This is a genomic window from Actinoplanes campanulatus, assembly GCF_014647795.1.
In the GTDB taxonomy this organism is placed as follows: domain Bacteria; phylum Actinomycetota; class Actinomycetes; order Mycobacteriales; family Micromonosporaceae; genus Actinoplanes; species Actinoplanes campanulatus.
In genome coordinates this window covers 529691-547413 of the sequence record NZ_BMPW01000001.1, presented here as the reverse complement: position 1 = coordinate 547413, position 17723 = coordinate 529691, and the positions used below count along the sequence as shown (strand labels likewise).

The window sequence follows — 17723 nt, the reverse complement described above, 5'->3', positions numbered from 1 at the left end:
AAGGCCGGCCGCTAAAGGGCCGTTAACCGGCGGGGAATGAGACGGTACCGGACCGACGCAACCGTGGCCGCGCGGAACCCTCCGGGCCTTCGCGGGCGGCCGGTCCGGCGGGCCGGAAAGGGTATCCGGCGGCGTCCGGCGCCCGGAAAACGGGGGGCCGGCCCATGCGTGCGGGAAAGCGCCCGGCCGGGAAATGGCCGGGGATTCGGCGTCGCCGCGGGGCGTACGCGAAACCTGTGCGGGGGTGACCCATGCCGATCAGACGGCTATCTGCTGCGTGCTGCGCAGCCAGGCCAGGACCTCGGTTCAGACGGCTATCTGCTGGGTGCTGCGCAGCCAGGCCAGGACCTCGGTGGGGCCGAGCGGACTGGAGAAGAGGAAGCCCTGGCCGAGCGGGCAGCCGAGGCGGACCAGCACCTCGCGGTGGGTGGGGCTCTCGATGCCCTCGGCGATGACCGTGAGGCCGAGCGACTGCGCCAGGCTCACGATGCCGCTTACCAGGGCCATCGGCTGCGGGCTGGAGACCATGTCGTCGATGAACGTCTTGTCGATCTTGATGATGTCGATCGGGCGCTGGCGCAGGTAGCCGAGTGACGAGTAGCCAGTGCCGAAGTCGTCGATGGCGATCCGGATGCCCATCTCCCGCAGTGCGCCCAGATCGGTCCAGATCCGTTCGTCGTCCTTCACCAGCAGGGTCTCGGTGATCTCCAGCATCAGGCCGTGCGGTGGCACGCCGGTGTGGGTGAGCGCGGCACGGACCTGCTCGACGAACCCGGACTCGCGGAACTGCCGGACCGAGACGTTGACGCTGACGTACGGGGCCTGGCCGGCCGGCAGGATGCGGCGCCACTCGGCGACCGTGCGCAGCGCCTCCTCCAGCACCCAGCGGCCCATCGGCAGGATCAGGCCGCTCTCCTCGGCTACCTCGATGAACTCCTCCGGCGTGACGATCCCGCGCTTCGGGTGGTGCCAGCGGACCAGCGCCTCGAACCCGACCGCCATGCCGCTGGGCAGGTCCACGATCGGCTGGTAGTGCAGCAGGAAGTGGCCCTCGTTGACGGCGTGGTCCAGCGCCGACCGCAGTTCCAGGCGCTGCACCATCTCGTCGTGCAGGTGTGCCTGGTAACGGCGCCACTGGTTCTTGCCGGCGCCCTTGGCCACGTACAGGGCCAGGTCGGCCTGGCGCAGCAGTTCGTCGGCGTCGTTGCCCTCGGGGGTGGTGGTGATGCCGATGCTGGCCGCCGCGTACAGGGGCTTGGCGTCGGTGGCGATCGGCTCGGCCAGCGCCGTGAAGATCCGGTTGGCGGTCTCCTCCACGGCGCCCGGGTCGTTGACGTTCTCCACCAGGGCGGCGAACTCGTCACCGCCGAGCCGGGCCGCCGTGTCGTCGGCCCGCAACGCCCCGGCGATCCGGTGCGCCACCGCGATCAGCAGCTGGTCGCCGACCGCGTGCCCGAGGGTGTCGTTCACGATCTTGAAGTCGTCCAGGTCGATGAAGAGCACGCCGATCACCGAGCCGTCCCGGGCGCTGCGGGCCGCCGCGTGCCGCAGCCGGTCGTTGAACAGCACCCGGTTCGCCAGGCCGGTCATCGCGTCGTGGAACGCCTGATGGGTCAGCTCGTTCTGGAGGCGCCGCTGCTCGGTCACGTCCCGCATCGTGATGACCAGGGCGGACACCGTCGGGTCGGCCCGCAGGTCCCGGCATTGCAGTTCGAGCAGCACCTCGGTGCTGCGGTTGCCGCGCGCCCGGAAGTCCGGCTGCTCGTCCGGCTGGTGGCCGCTCCGGACCGCGGTGAGCACCTCGCCCAGCCGGTCCCGCTCGCCCGGGTGGATCACCTCGGGCAGGAAGTAGCCGGTCGGGTCACCGCCGAAGACGCCGATCGCGGACGGGCTGGCGTACCGGATCCGGTCCTGGTCGTCGACGATCGTGATCACGTCGGCGGTGTTCTGGACGAGGGTCCGGAAGTACCTCTCGCTGTTCTGCCGGGTCACCTCGTGCCCGAGCGCGATCCGCTCCAGGGCCAGCGCCACCTGCCCGGCCAGCACCTCCACCGACCGCTGCAACTCCAGCAGCGCCCAGGCGGGGGCGCCCACGTGCAGAACGCCGACCAGCGGGTCGCCGGCCGGCCGGTCCTTGAGCACCATGGGGCAGCGCAGTGTCTTGGTGAACTGGGTGAGGCGTACCGCCACCGCCCAGTCCACGTCCCGGGTGGTGACCAGGCGCGCGGCGGTGCCGGTGGCCCGGTCCACGGCGGCCTGCGCCACCGCCTCCGGCGACTGCGGTTCGGCCTGCGCGATCGCGATGGCCAGCACCACCCCGTTCGGCACGTCGTCCGGGATGAGCTGGGCGACCGCGGTGCGTACGGCCAGCCCCACCGCCTCCACGTCGGCGGCCGACACGAGGGCCGCGGACGCCTCCCGCAGCGCCCGCTCCCGGGACATCGCCTTCCGGTGGTTCGCCATGATGCCGGCCATCCGGGCCAGCACCAGCGCCATCATCAGCGTGCTCAGCGCGGCCACCACGGTCAGGCCGGCGTACTGGCCGTCCCGGAACATCTTCACCAGCAGCACGGTCGGGGCCGCCATGGCGGCCACCCCGAGCAGCGCCAGCCGGGCGTGACTCGTCTCGATGGGCGGCGACTCGGCCGGGCGGGTCAGCTCCGCCATCGACGGGATCAGCGCCGCCAGCCCGGCCGCCGTGTAGAGGGCCAGCTGCCCGTACCCGGAACCCCGGGCCACGTCGGCGGCGAGCAGCGCCACCACACCGGCGCCCAGGATGTAGCCGGGCGCCACCAGGCGGCCGGGCATGGTCGCCAGCCGGACCAGCAGGCCCAGGCAGAGCAGGTCGGCGACCGGCATGGCCACCTCGGTCCAGCCGGTCGCGACCGAGCTCTCCAGCCGCGGGCCGACCACGAAGGTCCAGATCAGCAGCGCCACGCCGGAGGTGACCATGAGCGCGTCGAGCAGCCCGGCCCGGTCCCGCGACGAGCTGGTCCGCCGGTCCACGAACCCGGCCAGCGCCACCGCCAGGGCCGCGTAGCCGACCAGCAGGAGCGCCGTGCCGGCCGGTTCCAGCCAGGTCAGCCGGTCGGTGAGGAAGTCCGGGGCGCCGGCGGCCGCGCCTCCGAGCGCGGACACTCCGACCGCGCCGGCCAGGACCCACCACGGGCGTACGTCGTCCGGTTGGCTGCGGCGGATGCCGAGGGTCAGTGCTGCCACGGCGGAGGCACCGGCGATCAACAGGAGCGGAGCCCGCAGTCCCGGCTGCAGCCCGAAGGCCACGGCGAGCACCACCATCCAGGCGCCGAAGATGGTGGCCGGCCACCGTGTCGGCATCCCGCTCCCTCCGACGTTCTCCCCAGTCCTGATCGGCCCGGTCGCCGGGCCTCTGAGCGGCAACGGCACAATCGGTGGGTGCTTCTGGAGTTCGTCCACGCCCACACGGTCCTGGCGCCGGTCCCGTTCGTCCCCGAGGTCTCGCTGTACCAGGCCGAGGACTCGATCGCCCTCTGGGAGGCGACCGAGGCGGCCGGCACGCCGCAGCCGCCGCCGTTCTGGGCGTTCGCCTGGGCCGGCGGGCAGGCGCTGGCCCGGCACATCCTGGACGAGCCCGACCTGGTCGCCGGGCGCAGTGTCCTCGACCTGGCCACCGGCTCCGGACTGGTCGCGGTGGCCGCGGCCCGGGCCGGCGCGCGCCCGGTCGTCGCCAACGACATCGACCCGCTGTCGCTGGCCGCCGCCCGGGTCAACGCCGAGGCCAACGGCATGCCGGTGGAGACCGTCGAGGCCGACCTGCTGGACAGCGACGACCGGTACGGCGTCGTCCTGGCCGGCGACGTCTTCTACAGCCGGGAGATGGCCGGCCGGGTCCTGCCGTTCCTGCGCCGCTCCGCCGCCCGCGGCTCCCTGGTCCTGGTCGGCGATCCGGGCCGCGCCTACCTGCCGGAGGGCCTGATTCGCCGCGCCGAGTACGACGTCCCGGTGGTCGAGGACCTGGAGGGCGTCCCGATCCGCCGAACCACCGTCTGGCAGGTCACGACCTAGGCGACCTGACCCAGCGTCCAGGCGCGGACGCCGCCGACGATGCCCGCCGTGTTCGGCACCACCACCACGTCGTCGCCCATCCGGGCGAGCTGTGCGGGTGTGATCAGCCGGGAGTTGCCGCCGCCCAGGTAGACCCGGTCCCACAGGAAGACCGGGCGCAGCCCCTCCACCACGTTGCGGACCCGGCGCGACCAGAGCGCGTCACCGAGGCGGCGGCGCTCGTGCTCGCCGATGTACGTGTCATAGGACATCCCCCACCGCACCGGGGCCTGCGACATCTCCAGGTGCGGGGCCAGCTCGCCGCCGTCGAAGAGGGCACAGCCCAGTCCGGTGCCGAGGGTCAGCACCAGCTCGCAGCCGGTGCCCGCGACCACCCCGCAGCCGTGCACCTCGGCGTCGTTGAGCACCAGCGTGGGCAGCCCGAACGCCTCGGCCAGGGCGGTCCGCGCGTCGAACCCCCGCCACGCCTCGAACAGCTCCGGGTCCACCCGGGTCCGCGGGCCGCTGCGGGTCACGTAGTGCGGGGTCGCCACCACCACGCCGTGCCGGATCATCCCGGGCATGCCGACCGTGACGCGATCCGCGTTCGGCAGCTGGTGACCCAGATCGACGAGCGTCTTGACGAACAGGTCGGGCGGGAGTGGATAGGGGGTGGGCACCCGGATCGGGTGTGCCCGCATGGTCCCGGCCTCGTCGAGGACCGAGCCCTTGATCCCGCCACCACCGCAGTCGATCGTCAGGGTGAATGCCACCCGGCCAGTGTGCATGCGCGACACCTCCCTCGGTGGTGATTGTGCCGGGTGTCCGGTCAGCCCGCCTCTTCCGCCCAGACGCGCCAGTTGTCCAGAACGCCGTACAGCGCGGGGGTGAGCCAGCCGGGCGCGGACCGGCGGAAGACTCCGGGATCCATCGATCCGGCGCCTGCCGGCAGGGCGCCCACCAGGTGCGGGACCAGCTCGCCCAGGTTGGCCCAGTGGACCAGTTCGGGCTCGGCCGGCCAGGCGCCGAGGACCACCCGGGCCGGGACGCCGCGACGGTTCAGCGCCTCCAGCGTGAGGGCGGTGTGGTTCAGCGTGCCGAGCCCGGCGCGGGCCACCACGATCATCCCGCAGCCCAGCGTGGTGCCCAGGTCGGCGAACGTCCACGCCTCCCCGGACGGGCGCACGCCCATCGGCACGAGTAGCCCGCCGGCGCCCTCGACCAGCACCAGGTCGTGTTTCTCCGCCTCGGCCCGGATCGCGTCGACCACGTCGAACAGGTCCAGCGGGGGCAGCCCGGCCACCTTGGCGGCGGCCAGCGGGGCGAGCGGCTCCGGGAATTCGGCCAGGGTGCGCACGGTCTCCGGACCGGCCAGGCGGGTCACCACCTCGGCGTCGGTCGGCATGCCGGTGTCGATGCCGGTCTGACCGGGTTTGATCACGGCCACGCGGAGGCCGGCGGCCTGGGCGGCGGCGGCGATCGCGGCGGTGGCGATGGTCTTGCCGACCTCGGTGTCGGTGCCGGTCACCAGCACGATCCCGCGCCACTCGTCGCTGTCGGCCCGGCTCGGCCGCGCCGTCTCCCGCGTCTCAGCGGGCGTTTCCGCTTCGGGGCCGGCCTCCGGTTCCGCGGGCTCGATGGCGGGCTCGGCGGGCTCGGCGGAAGGCTCCGCAAGCGAGGTGGGTGGCGAGGCCTCCGGTTCACCGGCGGTTTCGGCCGGGGTCACGCTCACCACCGGCGATGGTACGGCCGGAGCGTGCCCGCCCCCGTGGGCCTGCAACGGGTCGGGGGCCGTCGCCACCGTCCGCCGGGCCGGGCCGGTGGCGACCGGCAGGCCGTGGCCACCGCCGCGGTGCGGGGGGACCAGCGAGAGGTGGGTGGGACGGGACGCCTGAGGGGGGTCGGTGGTCATGGTGCGCACTCCAGGATCACGGTCAGGGCTCGGGCGAAATCCGTCTCGGGGACGCCCGCGTTCACGGTCAGCCGCAGGCGCGAGCTGCCGTCCGGTGTCGACGGTGGCCGGAAGCAGCCGACCGCGACCCCACGGTCCCGGCAGTCGGCGGCCCACGCCACGGCGGCCTCCGGCCCGGGCGCCGGCACCGAGAGCACCCCGGCCGCCGGATCGCGGGCCGGCAGCCCCGCCTCCCGGAGCCGAGCGGCGATCCGGGCGCCGCGCTCGAACAGCACGGCCCGCCGGTCGTCGGCCTCCCGGGCGATGCCGACGGCGGCCAGCACCCCGGCCACCACGGCCGGCGGCGGCGCCGTGTCGTAGATGAAGCTGCGGCCCGTGTCGATCAGGTGGCGGACGAACGCCGCCGGCCCGGCCACCACGCCACCGGCGCCGCCGAGCGATTTGGACAGGGTCGCCGTGACGATCACGTCGGGCGCGCCGGCCAGCCCGGCGGCCGCGACCCCGCCCGCGCCGGACGGTCCGAGCAGGCCGAGAGCATGCGCGTCGTCGACGATCAGCAGCGCGCCGTGGGCCGCGGTCACCTCGTGCAGGGCGGCGAGCGGGGCGAGATCGCCGTCGACCGAGAAGACCGACTCGGTCACCACGGCGGCCCGGCCCGGATGCGCTTCGAGGATCGCGGCGACGGCGGCCGGGTCGTTGTGCGGCGACACCCGCACCGGCAGCCCGGAGATCCGGCAGCCGTCGATCAGGGAGGCGTGGTTGTAGGCGTCCGACACCACCAGGTCGCAGACCGCGCCGACGGCCCGGACCACGGCCAGGTTGGCCAGATAGCCGGACGAGAAGACCAGGGCGGACTCGGCGCCCAGCCAGCCGGCCAGCGCCTCCTCCAGCTCGGCGTGCGGGCCGGTGGAGCCACGGACCAGCCGGGAACCGGTGGCGCCCAGCCCGTACCCCTCGAGGGTCTCGCGTGCCGCGGCGATCACCCGGGGGTGGGCGGAGAGGCCGAGATAGTCGTTGCCGGCCAGATCGACGACGGTGTCGCCGGCGGCCCGCGGCCGCAACTGACGGGTGAGCCCCGCCTTGGCCCGCTCGCGGGCCAGACTGTCCAGCGCCTCCAACCAGTCCGCCAAGACACCCCCAGTGATCACGAGAATGGGAAACTATCACCCAGCACCGACAGTCCTGCCGACCTGTGAACTCTGTAGGGTACGGGCATGTCTGACATCCTCGACCGGGCCAGGGCCCGGGTGCTCGACGAAGGTTCCGGCTTGGCCGAGGCGGACATTCTGGAGATTCTGCGCCTGCCTGACGAGGCGCTGCCGGAGCTGTTGCAGCTCGCCCACGACGTCCGGATGAAGTGGTGCGGCCCCGAGGTCGAGGTCGAGGGCATCGTCTCGCTGAAGACCGGCGGCTGCCCCGAGGACTGCCACTTCTGCTCCCAGTCGGGCCTGTTCGCGTCCCCCGTCCGGGCCGTCTGGCTGGACATTCCGTCCCTGGTGGAGGCCGCGAGGCAGACCGCCGCCACCGGCGCGAGCGAGTTCTGCATCGTGGCCGCCGTCCGCGGGCCGGACAAGCGGCTCATGGAGCAGATGCGCGCCGGGGTCGCGGCCATCCGGGAGGCGGTCGACATCCAGGTCGCCGCCAGCCTCGGCATGCTCAGCCAGGAGCAGGTCGACGACCTGGTGGACATGGGCGTGCATCGCTACAACCACAATCTGGAGACCTGCCGGTCGTACTTTCCCAACGTGGTGACCACCCATTCGTGGGAGGAGCGGTGGGAGACGCTGAGGATGGTTCGCGAATCCGGCATGGAGGTCTGCTGCGGCGGCATCCTCGGGCTGGGCGAGACCGTCGAGCAGCGGGCCGAGTTCGCCGCCCAGCTCGCCGAGCTGGACCCGCACGAGGTGCCGCTGAACTTCCTGAACCCGCGGCCCGGCACCCCGCTGGGCGACCGGCCGGTGGTGGAGGGCAAGGACGCGCTGCGCGCCATCGCCGCCTTCCGGCTGGCGATGCCCAGGACCATCCTCCGGTACGCCGGCGGCCGCGAGATCACCCTCGGCGACCTGGGCACCCGGGACGGCCTGCTCGGCGGCATCAACGCGGTGATCGTCGGCAACTACCTCACCACGCTGGGCCGCCCGGCGACCGCCGACCTGGAGCTGCTGGCCGACCTGAAGATGCCGGTCAAGTCCCTGTCGGCGACCTTCTGATGTTCTGCGACCGGTGCGGGCTCCCGGCGGCCGACGGTGACCACACGGGTTGCGCGGCGGCACGTGCGATGGAACCGCCCCGGTTCTGCGCGCGGTGCCGCCGCCGGATGAAGGTGCAGGTCGTCCCCACCGGATGGACCGCCACCTGTGTGGAGCACGGCGTCCGGACCGGCTAGGCCGACGGCGCCGGAGTCTCCCGGGCGGCCGGCATCGTGACACTGACCATCGCGCCGTCGCGCTCGAAGGCGTGCGCCCCGAGCCGCCGCAGCGTGCGCAGCATCGCCACGTTGTCGCTCGCGATGTGCGCCACCACCGCGCCGAGGCCGGCCCGCTCGGCGTGCGCGCGCAGCCGGCGCAGCAGGACGGTGCCCAGGCCGCGGCGCTGCCAGTCGTCCTCCACCAGGACGGCGGCCTCACCCAGGTCGCCCTCGACGAGAAGGGTCGCCATCGCCGCCACCGACCCGCCCGGGGCCACCGCCAGCAGGGTGACCCCGCGGGACGGCTCCAGGAGGCGGCGCAGCCGGGCCTCGCCGGGGACCCCGCCCGGGTAGCGGTGGCGCAGCGTGGCCGGCGAGCACTCCTCGTGCAGGTCGCGGACGGCGGGCAGATCGTCCGGCCCGGCCGGGCGGAGCACCAGCTCGGAGCCGTCCGGCAGGAGCAGGGACACCTGCTCCCGCTGCAACCGGTGGACCGAGGCGGCAACCTCGACCAGCGCCTGCGCCCGGGCGAACTCGGCCGGGGTGAAGGCGGGCAACGCCCGCAGCACCTCCAGGCAGCCGCCGGCCGGGTCGATCAGCGTCATCCGGCCACCGTGGAAACCGGGACCGTCGGAGGCGGACGCCGGCCGCCAGCGCACGTCGGTGGCGTCCAGCAGGGCGACCAGGGACTCGCCGAGGGAATCCGGCTCGTGCACCAGTCGCCCGGCCAGCGCCAGGCCGCGGGTCGGCTGGTCGGCCAGGCCCTCCGCCTCGGCCCGGGCGACGAACGCGTCCCGCCCGCGGCCCTTGACCACCGCCGCCATCAGGTCGGCCTCGGTGAGCGCGTCCGGCGCGTCCACCAGGAAGTCGTCGACCGCGCCCTCCTCGGTGGTGTGCACCTGGACGGCGAGGATGTTCACCGACCGCAGAGCCAGGCTCGCGGTCAGCACCGAGAGGTAGCCGGGACGGTCGTCGACCGTGGCCCTGATCCGCCACAACGCCATGCGGGCACTCCTTTCCTCCGCCCTCAAGAGTGCACCGGCGTTGTTGCGCGGATATTGCCTTCACCAGCGGTTACCGGGTCAGGAGCATCACACCGGGGTGGCCCCGGCGGGCGTGCCGACGGCGTCCAGACGGTCGCCGAGGATGACCGCGGCGGCCCGCACCAGCTGGGCGACCCGGTCCACCTCGGTCACGTGGAAGGCGGCGGCGGGCAGTTCCTCGTCGTCGGCACGGGCGACGACCAGCACCAGCCCGGCCCGGCCGAAGGGGGCCACCGCGTAGCGTGCGCCGCCCGGCTCGGCCATCGGGCGGGCCCGCAGCGGGGTGACCTCGGGCAGGTGCAGCGGGGACGGGGCACGCCAGCTCGCGTAGACCGACCGCGGCTCGCTGCCACCGCCGGCGCCGCTGCGGGCCGCCCAGTCGGCCGGCACCACGGCGGCCGCGGCCCAGTCGGCGGCCAGCAGGCCGGGCACCGCGTCGACCAGGGTGGCCAGGCCGTCCACCGGGTTCGCCGCGACCTGGGCGAGAAGTTCGGCGTCGTGGCCGCCGTTGACCGGGGCTCCTATCGCCTTCCACACCCCGTCGACCTGCACGCCGGGGATGGCGGCGAGACCGGCGAGGAGGCGCTCGACGCGGGTGGCGCCCGGCCACACCACGGTGAAGTCGTCGACGGCGCGGCCGCCGAGCCGTTCCAGCACCACCACCTGGACGATGTCCGCGCCGGCCACCCCGAGGGTGCGCGCGACCTGGCCCAGAGCGCCGGGACGGTCCGGCAGAGTGACTCGAACCCGCAGCAACATGAAACTCCTCCCGTCGCGACGGCCGGTGGCGCCGTCCTGCGATCAACACCTTGCACATTCGGCGTTTCGGACCCGTTGCACGGCCGTGTCCCGGCCGTCAAGCTGCAGCTTTATGTCCGGAATCACAACGTCAGAGTAGGAGTTCGCGATGTTCGGAGAACTGTGCCGGTCGGGTGTCGGACAGTGCCGTAGGGTCGGCACATGATCTGCGCAGCCTGCCGGCAGCGGCGGCACGACGACTGCCGCGGCGGTTCGTGGTGCGACTGCCAGCACCGCGAGCCCGAGCCGGTCCCGCCGGTCACCGGTCCGCCCGGTCCGTGAATCTCGACCCCGGGGCGCTCGCCGCCCACTACCCGCGTGCCGAGCGGCCGGTCCTCCGGGTGAACTTCATCGCCAGCGCCGACGGCGCGGTCACCGTCGACGGCCTCTCCGCCGGCCTCCAGGGCCCCGGTGACAAGGAGGTCTTCGACACCCTGCGGATGGTCTGCGACGCCCTCGTGGTGGCGGCTGGCACGGTCCGCGCCGAGGGTTACGACGCCCTGCGGCTGACCCCGTCCGCGCGAGCCTGGCGGGTCGCGCACGGGCTGCCCGAGTTCCCGCTCATGGTGATCGTCTCCGGCTCGCTCGACCTGGACCCCGCACAGCTGGTCTTCTCGGACGCCCCGATCCCGCCGGTCGTGCTGACCCACCGGGCCGCCCCCGATTCCCCGATCCGCGAGGTCGCCGAAATCATTCCCACGGGTGACACCGAGGTCGACCTCGCGGCCGGGCTGCGGCTGCTGCACGAGCGCGGCGCGACCCAGCTGCTCTGCGAGGGCGGGCCGGGGCTGCTGGGCTCGATGATCGCCGCCGATCTGGTCGACGAGCTGTGTCTCACGGTCGCGCCGCTGCTGGTCGGCGGCCCGGCGGGCCGCATCGCGCACGGACCGCCATCACCGCCGCGGAGGATGTCGCTGCGGCACGCGCTCATCCACGGGGACATGCTTTTTCTCCGGTACGCGCGGAGCGCCTGATTCCTGGATCCAAGATCTTGTGCATAACTCTGTGGATGGACCCCACAAGTTGTGGACAACCAAGGGCGCGGGCATTTTGTCGTACCTCTGAGGCACGATGATCGGCGTGTCTGACGAAACTTCCCCCGTCGGCCGCGTGCTGGGCACCGCGGACGCCACCCCTCTGCAGTTCTGGACGGCCGTGACCCCCGGCAGCTACCTCCAGCTCGACGACGTCGTGGTGACCCGCCGTGACCTGCCGGACCGCGAGCCGGTGACGATCGCCGGGGTGGTCACCCAGGTGCGTGCCCGGCACGAGGGGGCCCAGTTCGACTCGGACGTGTTCGCCATCGCCGAGGGCACCCTGCCCGCGATGGTGCAGGAGGCCGCCGAGATCACCACCACCCGCGTCGACCCGGAGCTGTATGTGCCACCGGCCCCCGGCGCGGTGGTGCACCGGGCCACCGGCGACGCCCGCGACGCCGCGCTGCACTTCGACCGGATGGAGCGGCGGGTCCCGATGGGCACCGGGCGCGACGGGGTGCCGGTCTTCCTGAACGCGGACTTCCTCGACGGCACCCGCGGCGCGCACGTGTCGATCTCCGGCATCTCCGGCGTGGCCACCAAGACCAGTTTCGCCACGTTCCTGCTCTACTCGGTGTTCCGGTCCGGTCAGCTCGGCGCCGACGGGACCAACGCACGGGCGCTGATCTTCAACGTCAAGGGTGAGGACCTGCTCTTCCTGGACCATCCGAACACGAAGCTGGACGAGCCGACCCGCGCCGCGTACGCGCATCTCGGTCTCCCCGCCGCGCCGTTCCCGGACGTCCGGGTCTACGCCCCGCCGCGCGCCGGCGACTCGTCCGGCGCGCCGGACGTGGCCAGCCGCCTCACCGGTGTCGACGCGTTCTACTGGACGCTGGCCGAGTTCTGCGAGAAGAAGCTCCTGCCGTACGTGTTCGCCGACGCCGACGACGAGCGCCAGCAGTACACGATGGTGGTCCACTCGGTCACCGCCCACCTGGCCCGGTTCGCGGTCCCGGCCGAGGGCGGCATCAGCATCGACGGGCGGCGGATCAGCTCGTACCAGGATCTCGTGGACCACGTCGTCGAGCAGCTCACCGACGACGAGACCCGGTCCACCTGGGCCGGCAGTGCGGTCAACATGGGCACGGTCAACGCCTTCGCCCGCCGGCTGATCGGCAGCAAGCGGGACCTGTCCCGGCTGATCCGCGGCGACCTGGCGCAGCGCCGGCCGCACCAGATCAAGACCGCGGACAGCGCTCAGGTCACCGTGGTCGACCTGCACAACCTGCCGGACCGGGCGCAGCGGTTCGTGGTCGGCGTGACGCTGAAGACCGAGTTCGAGGAGAAGGAGAAGGCCGGCACCGGCCGCCCGCTGCTCTTCGTGGTCCTCGACGAGCTGAACAAGTACGCCCCCCGCGAGGGCTCCTCCCCGATCAAGGAGGTGCTGCTCGACATCGCCGAGCGCGGCCGCTCGCTCGGCGTGATCCTGATCGGCGCCCAGCAGACCGCGAGCGAGGTGGAGCGGCGGATCGTGACGAACTCGGCGATCCGGGTGGTGGGCCGGCTCGACCCGGCCGAGGCGTCCCGCCCGGAGTACGGCTTCCTGCCCCCGGCCATGCGCCAGCGCGCCCTGCTGGCCCGGCCCGGCACGATGTTCGTCAACCAGCCGGACATCCCGGTCCCGCTCTGCGTCGAGTTCCCGTTCCCGGCGTGGGCCACCCGCAAGTCGGAGTCGGGGCCGCCGCCGGCCGAGACGTTGCGGTCGATCGTGCAGGGCGCCGACCCGTTCGCGGTGATAGGCGGGCGACCAGGGGCCGACGACGACATTCCCTTCTAGGGATCGGACTAGGGTTCAGCGATGCGCATCCTGCACACCTCCGACTGGCACGTCGGGAAGGTTCTCAAGGGCCGCGATCGTCGTGACGAGCACCGGCGGGTGCTCGCCCAGGTGATCGAGATCGCCCAGGCCGAGAAACCCGATCTGGTGATCGTGGCGGGCGACCTCTACGACACGGCGGCCCCGACCGCCGACTCCACCAAGCTGGTGACCCGGGCGCTCTCCGCCCTGCGCCGGACCGGTGCCCGGGTGGTGGCGATCGGCGGCAACCACGACAACGGGGCCGCTCTCGACGCGTTGCGCCCGTGGGCCGACGCCGCCGGCATCGAGCTGCGCGGGTCGTACGCCTCCGATTTGAATGATCTTTTGATCGAGGGCGTCACCGAGGGCGGCGAGCGGTGGCGGCTGGTCGCCATGCCGTTCCTCTCGCAGCGGTACGCGATCCGTGCCGCCGAGATGTACGAGCTGACCGCCGCCGAGGCCAACCAGACGTATGCGGATCTGGTGGCCCGGCTGATCGCCAAGCTCAGCGAGCCGTTCGCCGAGCCGGGTGTGGTCAACCTGCTGACCGCCCACCTGACGATCGTCGGGGCGAGCACCGGCGGCGGCGAGCGTGAGGCGCACACCGTCATGGGCTACGCGGTGCCGGCCACGGTCTTCCCGCCGAACGCGCACTACGTGGCCCTCGGTCACCTGCACCGGACCCAGTCGGTGATCTCGCCCTGCCCCACCCGCTATTCGGGCAGCCCGCTCGCCGTCGACTTCGGCGAGGAGGAGAACGTCTGCTCGGTGGCGATCGTCGACGTCTCCTGCGACAAGGCGGCCCACGTCCGGGACGTGCCGGTCACCTCGGCGCTCACCCTGCGGACCGTGCGCGGCACCCTGGAACAGCTCGCCACGGTGAACCTTCCGGACGCCTGGCTGCGTGTCCTGGTCCGGGAGGCGCCACGGCCCGGCCTCCGGGAGGACGTGCAGGAGCTGCTGCCCAACGCGCTGGAGGTGCGCATCGACCCGGACATGCTGCCGAGCCGGTCGGGCGCGCGGTCGGCGGAGCGGGCCGGCCGTTCCCCACGCGAGCTGTTCGGCGACTATCTGGACAGTCGCGGCAACGCCGAGGAGGGCGTCCGCGAGCTCTTCGACCAGCTGTACGACGAGGTGAGCAGCAACCAATGAGGCCATTAAGGCTGGACATGGCCGGATTCACGGTGTTCCGTGACCAGACCACCGTGGACTTCACCGACGCCGACTACTTCGCCCTGGTCGGCCCGACCGGCTCGGGCAAGTCGACGGTGCTGGACGCGATCTGTTTCGCCCTCTACGGCACGGTTCCCCGGTGGGGCGGCGTCCGGGGCATCGGCAACGCGCTGGCCCCGTCGGCGTCCGAGGCCCGGGTGCGGTTGGTCTTCGAGTCGGCGAACAACCGTTTCGTGGCGACCCGGGTGGTCCGGCGGGACGGCCGGGGCAACGTGAAGACGGCGGGAGCCGGGCTGCAGCTGATGCCGCCCGGCTTCGACGTCACCAAGCTCGACACCGGCATGGACCTGGCCGATCTCGGCGAGGTGCTGGCCGGCACCCCGGCCGAGATGGACGCCGCGGTGCTGGAGGCGGTCGGCCTGCCGTACGAGCAGTTCACCAGTTGCGTGGTGCTGCCGCAGGGCCAGTTCGCCGACTTCCTGCACGCCAAGCCGGCCACCCGCCAGCAGATCCTGGTCAACCTGCTGGGCCTGCACGTCTACGAGGAGGTGCAGGTCAAGGCGACCGAGCGGGGCCGTACCGCGGAGGCCAAGCTGACCGTGGTCGAGCAGCAGCTCGGCACCCTGGAGGACGCGACCGACGAGGCCGTCGAGGCGGCCGCCGGGGAGCTCTCGCGGATGCGGGAGCTGACCGCCGCCGTGGAGGCGGCCGTGCCGGGGCTGCGTACCGCCCGCGAGGCGGAGACCGCCGCCGCCGGGGCGCGGGACGCGCTCGACGCCGAGCTGGCCGCCCTGGGCTCGGTCCGGGTGCCGGACGGGCTGACCGAGGTGTCCGGCGCGATCGCCGCGGCCCGCGACGCCGCCACCCGCGCGGCCGACGAGGTGCACGCCGCCGAGGAGGCCGAGGAGAAGATCCGCGGCGAGCTGACCGCGGCCGGTGACCCGGGCCGCCTGCGGGTGGCCCTCGACCGGCACACCGAGCTGGCCCGGCTGATCGAGCAGGAGGAGTGGTTCGCCGGCAAGGTGTCGGTCGCCGAGGTCGAGCACCGGGACGCGGTCGCCGCCGCCGATCTGGCGCACGCCCACCACGTCGGCGCCCAGCAGCTTCTGGAGCAGGCCCGGCAGGACTACCGGGACGCCCAGCAGCGGGACCGCGCGGTGGCCCTGCGCGGCCACCTGACCGCCGGCGACGCCTGCCCGGTCTGCGAGCAGACGGTGACCGAGGTGCCGGAGGTGCCCGGGGAGTCGGCGGTGCGGATCGCCGAGGTGGCCGGCAACGTCGCCAAGGAGGAGGCGGAGAAGGCGACCGCCCGGTGGCGCGAGCGGGACGCGGTGGCCCGCAACGTGGCGAACGACCTGGAGCGCAAGCGCGGCCAGTACGAGCACCATCTGACCCGTCTCGCCGAGGTGCGCCGGGCGGTGGAGGGCCTCCCCGGGTTGGAGGCGCTCCAGCAGCGCCTGGCCGAGCTGGGCGAGCTGCAACGGCGCCTGGAGGACGCGGCCGCCGCGGTCCGGGTCGCCCGGGACGGGCACCGTCGGGCCCAGGCCCTGGTCCGGACGGCGGAGGAGCAGCTGCGGGCGGTCTGGCAGCGATTCGACGCGACCCGGGACGGCCTGGCCCGGTTTGTGCCGCCGCCGGCCGACCGGGACGACCTGGCCGGCGCCTGGCGGGCCCTGGTCGACTGGGCGGCCGCCGAGCACGGCCGGCGCCGGGCCGCCCGGGAGGAGGCGGAGGCGGCCGTCCAGGCGGCCCGCGCCTCGACCGTCCGGGTGCACGAGTCGATCGTGGAGCTGTTCACGGCGGCCGGGGCGACGACGCCGGCCGGCCAGGTGGGCGAGTCGGGGCTGATCCGGGCCGCCGCGGTGGCGGCCGAGCGGGCCGCCGCGGCGTGGCAGCGGGCCACCGAGCGGCGTGAGCTGGCCCGGGCCGCCGCCGAGCAGCGGGGGGCGTTGCAGCGGGAGAGCCGGGTGGCCAAGTCGCTGGCCGGGCATCTGCGGGCCAACAACTTCGAGCGCTGGCTGCTGGAGGAGGCCCTCGACCTGCTGGTCGACGGCGCCTCCCGGATCCTGCGGGAGCTGACCGGCGGACAGTACGAACTGATGCACGAGAAGGGCGAGTTCTACGTCGTGGACCACCACGACGCCGGGCTGCGGCGCGGCGTGCGGACGCTCTCCGGCGGCGAGACGTTCCAGGCCTCGCTGGCCCTGGCGCTCGCCCTCTCCGAGCAGCTCGCCGGGATGAGCACCACGGCGGCCAGCCTGGAGTCGATCGTCCTGGACGAGGGCTTCGGCACGCTGGACGCGGCCACCCTCGACGTGGTCGCCGCGACCCTGGAGAACCTGGCGGCCCGCGGTGACCGGATGGTCGGCCTGGTGACCCACGTGCACGCGCTGGCCGAGCGGGTGCCGGTCCGGTTCGAGGTGCGCAAGGACGCGCGTACCGCCCATGTCGAGAGGGTCGGCCTGTGACCAGAGTGTTCGTCGACGCGTGGGACCCGTCCTACGGCGCGTCGTTCGAGGGTGGCGACGGCGGCGACGGGCCGGGGTCGTCCAGCAGCGCCCAGGTGGACGTCGAGGTCGAGGTGCCGGCCGCCGAGTGGGCGCCGATCGACGTGCCGGCCGGCGCCCGGGTGCCGGACGTGGTGTTCCTGGTGGACGGGGTGCGGCGCAACGACGCCCAGGTGTGGACGGCGGAGGACGACGGCACCTCGTACGCCGGGCTGGCCGCCTCGTTCGCGGCCGGCGTGGTGCGCTGCGACCTGGCCCGCGGGGCGGCCGAGCTGGCCGTCGCCCGGGTGGGCCGGGGCCTGTTCACCGCCAGCCCGTCGCTCGGTGACGTCCGCGCCGGGACGGTGCGCTACGAGGTGCACCGGGTGAGCGGGCCCGGTGAGGCGAGCAAACTGCCGGCCGCCGTGCAGGGGCCGCTCACCGCGCTGGAGATCGAGATCTCGTCGGCCGCGCGGGACAGCGGCTCGGACGGGACCGACCTGTTGATCGTGGACGGTCCGCTGCGCAACCGGCGGCAGCTGCCCCGCACCATCGGGTACGTGAAGACCCAGCAGAAGCACTATCTGCCGGCCGCGCAGGAGGCGATCGTGCCCCGGCTGCGGCCCGGCCAGCGGACCCCGGTCTTCCAGATCGGCACGGTCTGGGGCGGCTGGTCGTGGTATCTGAGGTTGCCCGGGTCGTCGGGCGCGCCGTGGTCCGGGATCGTCCGGGTGGAGTGTTCGCCCGAACTGTCTCCGGAGCAGGCGATCGAGCTGGCCGAGGTGTCGCTCGCGACGCTGCCCCGGTTCGCCTCGTCGGCGTACAAAGACCCTCGCGCGCCCCAGAACCTGGTGCCGATCGCGGGCCTGGAGCGCCGTCTGCGGGGCATGCTGGGCGACGCCCGGGTGCTGCACCGGGCGCTGGCCCGCGACTCGGCACGCGCGTTCTGAGAAAGCGTGCCCACTTACTGGGCGCGCGATCTCAGAACCGATCCCGGCGTCTCATTCAGTGGGACGCCGATCCGGGTTCCGGGGCGGGATCCG

The 17723-nt window shown here is 73.5% G+C and carries 14 protein-coding genes; 8 read left to right on the top strand and 6 right to left on the bottom strand.

The window, feature by feature from the left end:
• Positions 1-306: 306 nt before the first annotated feature.
• The gene (locus tag IEZ13_RS02380; RefSeq protein WP_183216166.1) at positions 307-3336 is read right to left on the bottom strand and encodes a putative bifunctional diguanylate cyclase/phosphodiesterase; all 3030 of its coding nucleotides are present in this window, start codon (positions 3334-3336) and stop codon (positions 307-309) included.
• Between the two features lie 78 nt (positions 3337-3414).
• Between IEZ13_RS02380 and IEZ13_RS02375 the strand changes: the two genes are divergently transcribed.
• Positions 3415-4044 (top strand): class I SAM-dependent methyltransferase, encoded by a 630-nt coding sequence (locus tag IEZ13_RS02375; RefSeq protein WP_183216164.1) that lies wholly within the window; start codon positions 3415-3417, stop codon positions 4042-4044.
• On the opposite strand, the gene IEZ13_RS02370 is transcribed toward IEZ13_RS02375, so the two are convergent.
• From IEZ13_RS02370 to IEZ13_RS02360, 3 genes are all read right to left on the bottom strand, one after another.
• Complete coding sequence (locus tag IEZ13_RS02370) at positions 4041-4796, bottom strand: ROK family protein (RefSeq protein ID WP_183216162.1); 756 nt, start codon at positions 4794-4796, stop codon at positions 4041-4043. The two genes, IEZ13_RS02375 and IEZ13_RS02370, sit on opposite strands and share 4 nt — an antisense overlap.
• A 56-nt stretch (positions 4797-4852) precedes the next feature.
• On the bottom strand, positions 4853-5560 hold the full coding sequence (gene bioD / locus IEZ13_RS02365; protein WP_229794452.1) for a dethiobiotin synthase: 708 nt from the start codon (positions 5558-5560) through the stop codon (positions 4853-4855).
• Between the two features lie 371 nt (positions 5561-5931).
• A complete protein-coding gene (locus tag IEZ13_RS02360; protein WP_183216160.1) occupies positions 5932-7065 on the bottom strand; it encodes an 8-amino-7-oxononanoate synthase in 1134 nt (377 codons plus the stop codon).
• 84 nt (positions 7066-7149) lie between these two features.
• Between IEZ13_RS02360 and bioB the strand changes: the two genes are divergently transcribed.
• Positions 7150-8145, top strand: a complete 996-nt coding sequence (gene bioB, locus IEZ13_RS02355) for a biotin synthase BioB (RefSeq protein ID WP_183216158.1) — start codon at positions 7150-7152, stop codon at positions 8143-8145.
• A complete protein-coding gene (gene bsaP, locus IEZ13_RS48245) occupies positions 8145-8321 on the top strand; it encodes a biotin synthase auxiliary protein BsaP (protein WP_479722561.1) in 177 nt (58 codons plus the stop codon). Before bioB ends, bsaP begins: the two co-directional genes overlap by 1 nt.
• On the opposite strand, the gene IEZ13_RS02350 is transcribed toward bsaP, so the two are convergent.
• The gene (locus tag IEZ13_RS02350) at positions 8318-9346 is read right to left on the bottom strand and encodes a GNAT family N-acetyltransferase (RefSeq protein WP_183216156.1); all 1029 of its coding nucleotides are present in this window, start codon (positions 9344-9346) and stop codon (positions 8318-8320) included. The two genes, bsaP and IEZ13_RS02350, sit on opposite strands and share 4 nt — an antisense overlap.
• An 87-nt stretch (positions 9347-9433) precedes the next feature.
• Positions 9434-10144, bottom strand: a complete 711-nt coding sequence (locus tag IEZ13_RS02345) for an ACT domain-containing protein (RefSeq protein ID WP_183216154.1) — start codon at positions 10142-10144, stop codon at positions 9434-9436.
• A 317-nt stretch (positions 10145-10461) separates the two neighbouring features.
• Between IEZ13_RS02345 and IEZ13_RS02340 the strand changes: the two genes are divergently transcribed.
• From IEZ13_RS02340 to IEZ13_RS02320, 5 genes are all read left to right on the top strand, one after another.
• Positions 10462-11157 (top strand): pyrimidine reductase family protein, encoded by a 696-nt coding sequence (locus IEZ13_RS02340; protein ID WP_229794411.1) that lies wholly within the window; start codon positions 10462-10464, stop codon positions 11155-11157.
• Positions 11158-11254: 97 nt separating this feature from the next.
• The gene (locus IEZ13_RS02335; RefSeq protein ID WP_183216152.1) at positions 11255-13000 is read left to right on the top strand and encodes an ATP-binding protein; all 1746 of its coding nucleotides are present in this window, start codon (positions 11255-11257) and stop codon (positions 12998-13000) included.
• Between the two features lie 21 nt (positions 13001-13021).
• Positions 13022-14173, top strand: a complete 1152-nt coding sequence (locus tag IEZ13_RS02330; RefSeq protein WP_183216150.1) for an exonuclease SbcCD subunit D — start codon at positions 13022-13024, stop codon at positions 14171-14173.
• Positions 14170-16662, top strand: coding sequence for an AAA family ATPase (locus tag IEZ13_RS02325; protein WP_183216149.1), 2493 nt, complete (start codon positions 14170-14172; stop codon positions 16660-16662). Before IEZ13_RS02330 ends, IEZ13_RS02325 begins: the two co-directional genes overlap by 4 nt.
• The gene (locus IEZ13_RS02320) at positions 16659-17630 is read left to right on the top strand and encodes a hypothetical protein (RefSeq protein WP_183216147.1); all 972 of its coding nucleotides are present in this window, start codon (positions 16659-16661) and stop codon (positions 17628-17630) included. The genes IEZ13_RS02325 and IEZ13_RS02320 overlap by 4 nt, the downstream gene beginning before the upstream one ends.
• The last annotated feature ends 93 nt before the right edge of the window (positions 17631-17723 follow it).

Bases quoted from the DNA above. Each gene is read 5' to 3' on its own strand.
- IEZ13_RS02380 (WP_183216166.1), bottom strand. From the start codon at position 3,336: ATGCCGACACGGTGGCCGGCCACCATCTTCGGCGCCTGGATGGTGGTG.
- bioB (WP_183216158.1), top strand. From the start codon at position 7,150: ATGTCTGACATCCTCGACCGGGCCAGGGCCCGGGTGCTCGACGAAGGT.
- bsaP (WP_479722561.1), top strand. From the start codon at position 8,145: ATGTTCTGCGACCGGTGCGGGCTCCCGGCGGCCGACGGTGACCACACG.
- IEZ13_RS02350 (WP_183216156.1), bottom strand. From the start codon at position 9,346: ATGGCGTTGTGGCGGATCAGGGCCACGGTCGACGACCGTCCCGGCTAC.
- IEZ13_RS02345 (WP_183216154.1), bottom strand. From the start codon at position 10,144: ATGTTGCTGCGGGTTCGAGTCACTCTGCCGGACCGTCCCGGCGCTCTG.
- IEZ13_RS02335 (WP_183216152.1), top strand. From the start codon at position 11,255: ATGATCGGCGTGTCTGACGAAACTTCCCCCGTCGGCCGCGTGCTGGGC.
- IEZ13_RS02330 (WP_183216150.1), top strand. From the start codon at position 13,022: ATGCGCATCCTGCACACCTCCGACTGGCACGTCGGGAAGGTTCTCAAG.
- IEZ13_RS02325 (WP_183216149.1), top strand. From the start codon at position 14,170: ATGAGGCCATTAAGGCTGGACATGGCCGGATTCACGGTGTTCCGTGAC.